Source organism: Streptomyces sp. NRRL B-3229 (genome assembly GCF_000719505.1).
GTDB classification, from domain to species: Bacteria; Actinomycetota; Actinomycetes; order Streptomycetales; family Streptomycetaceae; genus Streptomyces; species Streptomyces griseorubiginosus.
Genome location: NZ_JOGP01000079.1, coordinates 1 through 1,076, shown reverse-complemented (window position 1 = coordinate 1,076; position 1,076 = coordinate 1). Strand labels below are relative to the sequence as shown.

Below are 1,076 nucleotides of genomic sequence, written 5' to 3'. Positions count from 1 at the left end.
GGCCGCACGACGAGATCGGAGGGCATCGTGATCGGATTCCGCTGTGCACGCAGGCGTCCCTCGAACCGCTCCCGTGGTTACCACGGAGGGTCCGCGGGGTCCTCGACGTGAGCGAGACGGACGCGGAGGTGCCCGAGGGCGCCGGGGTGACCACCGGTTCCCTGGCCAGACGCCTGGGCGTGTCGCCGACCACCCTGCGGTCCTGGGACCGCCGGTACGGCCTGGGCCCGGCGGCCCGCACGGAGGGACGCCACCGCAGGTGGACCCAGGACGACGTCGCCATGGTGCTGGAGATGTGCCGGCTGACGGCGGCCGGCATTCCGCCCGCGGAGGCGGCGAGGGCGGTGAAGGCGCTCACCGAGGGGCCTCATGCCCTTGACGCGGTGGAGAGCCTCGTCGGAGCCGTGGCCGAGCTCGACATGCCGGCGGACCGGCACGCCTCCCGGTCGGGCAGCGGTCTTCCGCTGGGGAACGCGCGGCAGGACTGCAAGGGCCTCGCACGCGCCGCGGTCCGGCTGGACGCCCTGGCCGTGCAGGAGCAGCTCACCGCCGCCATCGGCAGGCACGGCCTGGTCGTCACCTGGGAGGAGATCCTGGCACCGGCGCTCCAGGCGGTCGGCCGCAAGTGGCAGTCGGCGGGCGAGCGTTACGTCGAGGTGGAGCACCTGCTGTCGTGGCACGTCTCGGCCACCCTCCGGCACGTCTACGTGTGTGCCTCGGCGGGCCAGGAGATCTCGCGGACCGTTCCGGTGATCCTGGCGTGTCTGCCCGGCGAGCAGCACACGTTGCCTCTGGAGGCGCTCAACGCGGCCCTCGCCCAGCGCGGCACCGCGACGCTGATGCTGGGCGGCGCGGTCCCCGGGGACGCGCTGCTGGCGGCGGTGGAGCGGGTCGGCCCGGGCGCCGTCGTGCTGTGGTCGCAGTCGGCCCGGACGGCGAACCTCGCGCTGGTGCAGCAGGTCGCCGCCACCCGCTGGGGGATCAGGGGCGCGCGCACCCGCAGCCGGGTCCTGCTCACAGGACCCGGCTGGGGGCGGTCGGTTCGTCCTGGACTGCTCCGGCCGCGGGGCCTGCAC

1 protein-coding gene is annotated in these 1,076 nt (G+C 74.9%); it reads left to right on the top strand.

Annotation, left to right across the window (positions count from 1 at the left end; translation table 11 throughout):
- Positions 1-107 precede the first annotated feature (107 nt).
- Positions 108-1,076: MerR family transcriptional regulator (locus tag IF54_RS0138750; protein WP_037821218.1), on the top strand; the 969-nt coding region annotated here is incomplete at its 3' end.